The organism is Cohnella thermotolerans DSM 17683 (genome assembly GCF_000429825.1).
Classification (GTDB): Bacteria; Bacillota; Bacilli; order Paenibacillales; family Paenibacillaceae; genus Cohnella; species Cohnella thermotolerans.
Window position 1 is genome coordinate 23,676 of sequence record NZ_KE386961.1, and the last position, 6,000, is coordinate 29,675.

7 protein-coding genes are annotated in these 6,000 nt (G+C 57.8%); all 7 read right to left on the reverse strand.

Translation table 11 applies throughout. From position 1 onward, the window contains the following. Nucleotides 1–141: 141 nt before the first annotated feature. Nucleotides 142–375 carry a DNA-directed RNA polymerase subunit beta gene (locus G485_RS0121865; protein ID WP_240489242.1) on the reverse strand — a complete coding sequence of 78 codons (234 nt, stop codon included), beginning with the start codon at nucleotides 373–375 and terminating at the stop codon, nucleotides 142–144. Nucleotides 376–395: 20 nt separating this feature from the next. Beyond that, nucleotides 396–1,238, reverse strand: coding sequence for a flagellar hook-basal body protein (locus tag G485_RS0121870; protein ID WP_027094286.1), 843 nt, complete (start codon nucleotides 1,236–1,238; stop codon nucleotides 396–398). 37 nt (nucleotides 1,239–1,275) lie between these two features. After that, complete coding sequence (locus tag G485_RS0121875) at nucleotides 1,276–2,142, reverse strand: flagellar hook-basal body protein (RefSeq protein ID WP_027094287.1); 867 nt, start codon at nucleotides 2,140–2,142, stop codon at nucleotides 1,276–1,278. A 13-nt stretch (nucleotides 2,143–2,155) separates the two neighbouring features. Beyond that, the gene (gene mreB / locus G485_RS0121880) at nucleotides 2,156–3,154 is read right to left on the reverse strand and encodes a rod shape-determining protein MreB (RefSeq protein WP_027094288.1); all 999 of its coding nucleotides are present in this window, start codon (nucleotides 3,152–3,154) and stop codon (nucleotides 2,156–2,158) included. A 96-nt stretch (nucleotides 3,155–3,250) separates the two neighbouring features. Next, complete coding sequence (gene spoIIID, locus G485_RS0121885; RefSeq protein ID WP_027094289.1) at nucleotides 3,251–3,538, reverse strand: sporulation transcriptional regulator SpoIIID; 288 nt, start codon at nucleotides 3,536–3,538, stop codon at nucleotides 3,251–3,253. A 203-nt stretch (nucleotides 3,539–3,741) separates the two neighbouring features. Further along, on the reverse strand, nucleotides 3,742–4,890 hold the full coding sequence (locus G485_RS27755; RefSeq protein WP_051318480.1) for an HD-GYP domain-containing protein: 1,149 nt from the start codon (nucleotides 4,888–4,890) through the stop codon (nucleotides 3,742–3,744). A gap of 138 nt (nucleotides 4,891–5,028) precedes the next feature. After that, a complete protein-coding gene (locus tag G485_RS0121895) occupies nucleotides 5,029–5,964 on the reverse strand; it encodes a tyrosine-type recombinase/integrase (protein ID WP_027094290.1) in 936 nt (311 codons plus the stop codon). Nucleotides 5,965–6,000 lie beyond the last annotated feature (36 nt).

Consider the following 6,000-nt stretch of genomic DNA (forward strand, 5'->3'; position numbering starts at 1 on the left):
TTACCTCCGAAGTCCAACCTAATTATAACGATCCCCTCGCGTAGCGTAAACGTCCGCCGCCGGAGGGCCAAAAAGAAAACCCTCCTCGAAATCCGGAGAGCCTTCATCCCTGTTGACCGCAAACCGTCGATGACCGCGGACCTAACCGCTCTCGGCGAACACAAGGTCGTACATATGCCGCCAGGTGTTCAGGTCGAACACATCGGCCAACTGTCCCTTGCCCAGCACTACATATCCGATCGCCAGCCCTGCGACCAAGGCGACGATGCATAATACGGGAATAATCAAGACTTTAATGGTTGTCCAAATAATCTGCCACAGAAGGTGCCCCGCAGAGCGTTTCTTCCTGACCGGCGGACGGTTGGAAGCCGCCACCATGCTCCCTCCTCTCGCTATTAGCCGCGCAGGTCGGTCGCCATTTGCATCATTTGATCTGCGGAAGACAAAGCCCTTGCGTTCAACTGATACGCCCGTTGCACATTGATCAGATCGGACATCTCGTCCACCAAATTCACATTGGATTGTTCCAGGAACCCTTGCCGGATCGCGACGCCGCCGCTTTGGCCCGGCGATGCCTGGATCGTCTGCACGACGTCGGCCGTATTTACGTTCTGAGGCACGCCGTATAAATTGTCCGCCACGGCTTGCAGCAGCTCGGGCTTGATCACTTGTGCAAGCTTCAGCTTGCCGAGGTCGAGCGTCTCCGCGTTGTCGGGACTGTGGGCCGTCAGCGTGCCGTCCGCCGCAATCGTCAACTTGTAGCCGTCGGGGACGCTGATGAACGCATCGGTGCCGCCGTCATCCGCCACGACCGGATATCCGGCATTGGTGACGAGGATCCGGTCGCCGGTCGCCGTCGGCATGAGCTGGAACGCTCCTTGGCGGGTGAACGCCCGCTCGCTGTTCAGCGACATGCCGGTTCGAACTTCGAACAAGGCGTTGCCTTCGATGGCGATGTCGGTGTCGTTGTTCGTCTGCTGCAGCGGACCCTGCGTCATGTCCAGCGTCTGCGCGACGATCCGGGCGCCCCATCCTTGCGTAAAGCCGAGCGGACTGCGGCGTCCCGGCTGCATGAATTCGGCTTCGTGCGGTTGAACGTTCGTCAGAATATCTTCGAAAACGGCGTTCTTGCGTTTATACCCGTTCGTATTGAGATTGGCGATGTTGTCCGCGAGAATGTCGAGCTTCTGCTGAATGGCGCCCATCGAGACCGCCGCGCTGATCATGGAGTTGTTCAAGCTGTGCCCTCCTTATGCCGGATGTGGAATGATGCGGTTACACTCTGCCGACTTCGTTGACCGCCTTGTCCAGGCTCTTATCGTAAAATTGAACGACCTTCTGGTTCGCCTCGTACGCGCGCAAGGCCGCCATCATATCGACCATCGATTGGGATGCGTCGACGTTGGAGCGTTCCAGATAGCCTTGGCGAATTTCGACCCGGTCTCCCGCCTGCACCCGGCCGATTCCTCCGGGCTGTCCTTCGTACCGGAACAAGCCGTTCCCTTCGCGGACCAGATCGTTCGGGTTGTTCACTTTGGTGAGCAGAAGCTGGGGATTGCCGTTCAGCGGCAAGCCGGTCGTCTTGTCCAACAGCCGCCCGTCCGCCGTTACCGTCACGTTGTCCCAAGAGCCCTGCACGACGATCGGCTGCCCGTCCGTGCCAAGCACCGGCAATCCGTCGGAGTTGACCAGCGTGCCGTCCGGCGTCGTCCGGAAGCTTCCGTTGCGGGTATACCGCATCTGTCCGTCCGCCGTGCCGACCGTGAAGAACGCCTGGGGCTGGTACGTCACGTTGCCGTTCGCGTCCACCGCTTTGCCGGAGGCGTCGAATGTCGTTCCGTTCACCAGAATGTCCGATACGATCGCCATATCCTGAGAACGGTCCGTCTCCATCATATCGCCTTGCATGAGCGCAATCAAATTTTCCTCGGCGAAGACGCCGGTATTGATCTTCCCGATGGGCCCCTGCGGCGCGTTCTCCCCGCCCATGGCGGACAGAAGCATCTCGGGAAACGCCCGGTTGACCGAGTTCGTTCCCTTGTAGCCGGGCGTATTGAGGTTGGCGATGTTGTTCGTCACCGTATCGTGGCGCCGTTGCTCTGCGATCATGCCGGAAGCGGCCGTGTACAGTCCCCTTAACATGTTGTTCCCTCCGTTAGCCCAATTTGCGGGTCATTTTGTCCAAATGGTCGAGCATAATCCCGGTGCCCTTGACGACGCAATGCATCGGGTCTTCGGCGATCAGTACCGGCACTTTGAGCTCATCCGCCAGAAGAGCGTCCAGGCCGTCGAGCAGCGCGCCGCCTCCGGTCAGAATGACGCCGCGGTCGATAATGTCGGCCGACAGCTCGGGCGGGGTGCGTTCAAGCACGCTCTTGGCCGAAGCCACGATGGAAGAGACCGGCTCCCAGAGCGCTTCGCGCACCTCGTCGGAATGAATCGTCACGGTGAGAGGCAAGCCCGACACCATATCCCGGCCGCGGATATCCATCTCCTCTTGGCGGCCGGTCATGTATACGGTTCCGATCTTGATCTTGATGTCTTCGCTCGTCCTCTCGCCGATCAGCAATTTGTATTTGTTCTTTATGTATTTCATAATCGCCGCGTCGAACTTGTCCCCCGCGACTTTAAGAGAAGAGGCGGTTACGACGTCGCCCATGGACAGGACCGCGACATCCGTCGTACCTCCGCCGATATCGACCACCATATTGCCGCTGGGCTGGAAGATGTCCATGCCCGCACCGATCGCGGCCGCTTTCGGTTCCTCTTCAAGGAATACTTCCTTGGCGCCGCTTCTCTCCGCCGCTTCGCGGATTGCTTTCTGTTCGACCGATGTGATGTTGGTCGGCGCGCAGATCAGAATCCGGGGACGGCTGTACCAGGTACGCCCTCCGACGCGTCCGATGAAGGCTTTAAGCATCATGTCCGTTACTTCGAAATCGGCGATAACGCCGTCCTTAAGCGGCCTGATCGCCACGATGTTGCCGGGCGTCCGGCCTACCATGCGCCTTGCTTCTTCTCCGACGGCAAGGACTCTTCTCGTGTCGCTCTCGATAGCGACGACGGAAGGCTCGTCGAGCACGACGCCCTTTCCTTTGACATGAATGGACACGTTAGCGGTGCCCAAATCGATTCCGATGTCTTTGCTGAACATGTTCCGGAAATCCCCCACGGCGCAATAATATCGTAATAGTACACTATTCGCCGTGCAATGAAAAAGTCCTTTTTTTGTCGAGGAAAATCTTCTCAATTACGCTTTGCCGGCCGTCAAAACTTCGCGTTTCTTGACGGTCGTCTTCTTGTATTTGATCTTGGTGGCTTCTCCTCCCCTCAAGTGCCGGATGGATTTGTGGTATTCCAGAATGTGCTTTACCTGGTCCGCCAAATCCGGATTGATCTCCGGCAGCCTCTCGGTCAGGTCTTTATGCACCGTGCTCTTGGAGACGCCGAATTCCTTGGCGATCGTCCGTACCGTGTTGCGCGTCTCCACTATGCACCGGCCGATCTTGATGGTGCGTTCCTTGATGTAATCGTGCACGCTCCCGCCTCCCTGCTCGATTAGATTGGTACATTATATGAGGGGCGCGGTCACTTATTCTTTGTTCCCAAGCCTGACAAGCCCGGAAAGTCCAGATGCGGCGGGACTTGTGGGCCTAACGTCCATCCGGTGCGGCTTTCGGAGCATGCAAAAAGACGGGTCGCCCCGTCTTTTTCCCTTTCCGGTTCCTTGTCCTTTCACAGCTAGCTGTCCGCTTCGTGCTCCTCCATTGCCGCATGAACGATGACCAGATCGCGGTAGTTCTTCAGGTCTATTTCGTAAGGCCTCTGCACTTTGCCCCCGTCGGCCTCCCGGATAATGCGGACAACCGGACGGAAATTCAAGGAGTGGTCCACATCCGCCACCATCCCCACCTGCCCGTTGCTGAGACGCACGACCAAGGAAGCCGGATACATCGATACGTTTCGCAAAAAAGTCTGGACCAGATCCAGATCGAAATCGTAATTGCCGGCCGCGAACAAATATTCCATCGCCTCCCCGAACTCGAACGGCTTGCGGTAATGCCGAGGGGAGATCAGCGCGTCGTATATATCGGCCAGGCCGACGATCTGGGCGAATTCCGGGATGTTCGGATGCTTGAGCCCGTACGGGTAACCGTTCCCCCGGTAGCGCTCGTGATGCAGGAGGGCGCACTTGGCCGATTCCGCAGACACGCCCGGCAGGTGCGACAGCACTTCAAAGCCTTTGACGGTATGCTGCTTGATCAACTTGCGTTCGGACTCGGTCAGTCGGGATTTGGATTTCAGAAGATCGGACGGAAGACGGGTCATTCCGATATCGAACAGAACCGCGCCGACCATCAGATCGTACAGCTTGACCTCGTCGTAATCTTTAGCCAGCCCGACCAGGCAGGAGAACAGCGCCACCTGAAGCGAATGATCGAACAGCAAGCGATCGGTTTGCCACAGCACGCCAAGCTCTTCCGCCAACGGACGCTGGGTGACGATCTCGACTATCACCTTTCGGAACTGTCTTCGGAACCGGTCCTCGAGCATCGGGACCGCGACCCGTCCGATCGTCTGATCGGACTCGGCCAGCTTGACGGCTCTCTCGCACGCCTCCTTTCGGGCGGCGTCGTTGCTTTTCAACCGCTCCACATCGACCGGCATTCCAGGGTGAGCCGTCCCTTCCCGAGCGCCTTCTCTCCGGGACGGAACCGAAGCTTCCCGTTCCTCCAGCATGACGGTTCGAACGCCCAGCCCCCGCAGCCGGCGAATGTAATGCTCGGTCAGCACCGTCCCCGCTTCCAGCATAACCAGCCCGTTCTTGCCTTTGACCGGCATGGCCAATACGTCCCCATTCGACAAATCCTCCACGTTAACTTCCCTCATGACGCCCCGGTCCCTCCGAAAAAAGTCGATTTTTGCCGGATAATGTCCCACAATAGCGATAGTCAGACATTTTAGCTTATTCTAGCATACGAACGGAAATGTGTCACGAGTCCTAGAAGGTTGCGGAAAAGTAGGCTTTTATTCCTCCTCCAGCAAGCCTACCAAGCTGTCCGCGACGTAATCGGGAGCCATCTTGTTCATCTGCTCCACTGTATGTAAATAGCGCTGGGTCGTCGTAATTTGCGCATGGCCGAGGTTTTCCTGAACCTGCTGCAAGGACGCTCCTCCCAGAAGAGCCAGCGTGGCGTTCGTATGCCGTAGCCAATGGGCGGTGGCCTCTTTGGCGAGCCCGCAATTTTGCCGGGCGTTCTCCAGAATGCGGGCGACTTGGCGAGAGGTGATCGGGAAAAGCAAGCTTTCCTTCTCCGCCTGCGGCCCCTTCAGCTTCTGACGATACTTTCTCACCAGCTTCCACAATGCATCCGGGATTTTGACGTCTCGGCTTTTCCCTCCCTTGCCGGCCCGAATTTGAAGCCAAACCGCCTCGCCGTTGATGTCCTCGTAGAAATCTCCCCAGCGCACGTTGATTAATTCCGATACGCGCAAACCGGTTAAGGCCAGCATCAGGCCAAGCAAATAGTTGCGCAATCCTTGCCTGGACAGCTCCGTAAGAAGTTGGGCAAGCTCTTTCTTCGTCAAATAGCGGTTCCGGGAAGTGATTTGGACTTTAGGCAGCCGGACCGAGGTGGTCGGATTGCGTGGAAGAAGCATGATGTTCGGGTCGCTGGCCCACCGGTATAGGGAGCGAATCGAAGCGAGCTGGACCGCCGCGGAAGCGGGAGAGAGGCGCTTGCCCGTGCCGTTGTAATCGCCGAGCAGGTAATTTTTGAACCTCTCGATGTCCAGCCAGGCGGCGTCCTTCAGCCGCTTGGGATAGAGGAAGGCGCGAAACCGCTGAATGGCGAGGCGGTAATTGCGCAGCGTGTGCGGCGACCGATCCTGGAACGAAGCGAGAAAAAGCGCGACGATCAGATCGTCGTTGTCCCGGATGTCAGCCGAATAAGACGGGCCCAAGTTGTCTGACTATCGCTATTGTGCGACATGAGGCTA

Excerpts from the sequence above, each read along its gene's own strand:
- G485_RS0121875 (WP_027094287.1), bottom strand. The coding sequence starts at position 2,142 with ATGTTAAGGGGACTGTACACGGCCGCTTCCGGCATGATCGCAGAGCAA.
- mreB (WP_027094288.1), bottom strand. The coding sequence starts at position 3,154 with ATGTTCAGCAAAGACATCGGAATCGATTTGGGCACCGCTAACGTGTCC.
- G485_RS27755 (WP_051318480.1), bottom strand. The coding sequence starts at position 4,890 with ATGAGGGAAGTTAACGTGGAGGATTTGTCGAATGGGGACGTATTGGCC.